The 1,461-nt window shown below is 52.0% G+C and carries 1 protein-coding gene; it reads left to right on the top strand.

Going from position 1 to position 1,461, the window contains the following annotated elements; translation table 11 throughout:
- On the top strand, positions 1-1,461 hold a 1,461-nt coding region (locus H8K36_RS18850), incomplete at both ends, for a beta strand repeat-containing protein (protein WP_222611283.1).

The raw sequence follows: 1,461 nt of genomic DNA, 5'->3' as shown, positions 1-1,461 counted from the left end.
CTTTAGGTGGTACACCAATCACGATCACGACAGGCAAGGGTAGTTTGGTCTTAACAGGCTACAACTCAAGCACAGGCGTGGTGAGTTATACCTATGATCCAAGTGTCCAAAGTGCGAACAGCGATGTGACCGACAGTGTTACTGTGGCTGTGACGGATGCCTTAGGCGCGACGAATAACGATAGCCTAGATATCCTCATTACGGACAGTAAACCAGTAGCGACAGGTGACATCAACAACATCACTGAAGATGCGATCCCGAACACGGTCACAGGCAATGTAGTGACGAACGACACCGTGGGTGCCGATACGAATGCAACGCCAGTGACAGCAGGTACGTTCACCAATGCAGCTGGCTACGGTACTTTGGTCTTGAACAGCAACGGTACCTACACGTACACGCTCAACAACAGCAATGCGGCCGTCAATGGCTTAGGTGCCGGCCAAAGCTTGACTGATAGCTTTACGTACACCTTAACCGATGGTGACGGCAGTACGACGACAGCGACTTTGGTGATCACGATCAATGGTAATACCGATGGTGGTCCAACGGTCACGATCCCTGACAGCAATGCAGGTTCTGCGGGCGACATGACGGTAGCAGAAACGGCAACTGCAACAGCAAACAGCTTCACGGTCAGTGCGCCAGCTGGTTTAGCGAGCATTACGGTGGGTGGCACCAACGTCACCTTGGCGCAATTAAATGCTTTAGGTGGTACACCAATCACGATCACGACCGGTAAAGGTAGTTTGGTCTTAACAGGCTACAACTCCAGCACAGGCGTGGTGAGTTATACCTATGACCCAAGTGTCCAAAGTGCAAACAGCGATGTGACCGACAGTGTTACTGTCGCTGTGACGGATGCCTTAGGCGCAACGAATAACGACAGCTTAGATATCCTTATTACGGATAGCAAACCAGTAGCGGTCGGTGACATCAACAACATCACTGAAGATGCCGTCCCGAACACAGTCACCGGCAATGTGATCACGAACGACACTGTCGGTGCGGACAGCAATGCCACTCCAGTGACAGCAGGCACGTTCACCAATGCAGCTGGCTACGGTACCTTGGTCTTGAACAGCAATGGTACCTACACGTACACGCTCAACAACAGCAATGCGGCCGTCAATGGCTTAGGTGCCGGTCAAAGTTTGACCGATAGCTTTACGTACACCTTAACCGATGGTGACGGTAGTACGACGACAGCGACTTTGGTGATCACGATCAATGGTAATACCGATGGTGGTCCAACGGTCACGATCCCTGACAGCAATGCAGGTTCTGCGGGCGACATGACGGTAGCAGAAACGGCAACTGCAACAGCAAACAGCTTCACGGTTACCGCTCCTGCAGGTTTAGCAAGCATTACGGTCGGTGGCACCAACGTCACCTTGGCCCAATTAAATGCTTTAGGTGGTACACCGATCACGATCACGACAGGCAAGGGCAGCTTAGTTT

The sequence above is a fragment of the Affinundibacterium nitidum genome (genome assembly GCF_014284155.1).
In the GTDB taxonomy this organism is placed as follows: Bacteria; Pseudomonadota; Gammaproteobacteria; order Burkholderiales; family Burkholderiaceae_D; genus Undibacterium; species Undibacterium nitidum.
This window is presented reverse-complemented; position numbering and strand designations above follow the sequence as displayed.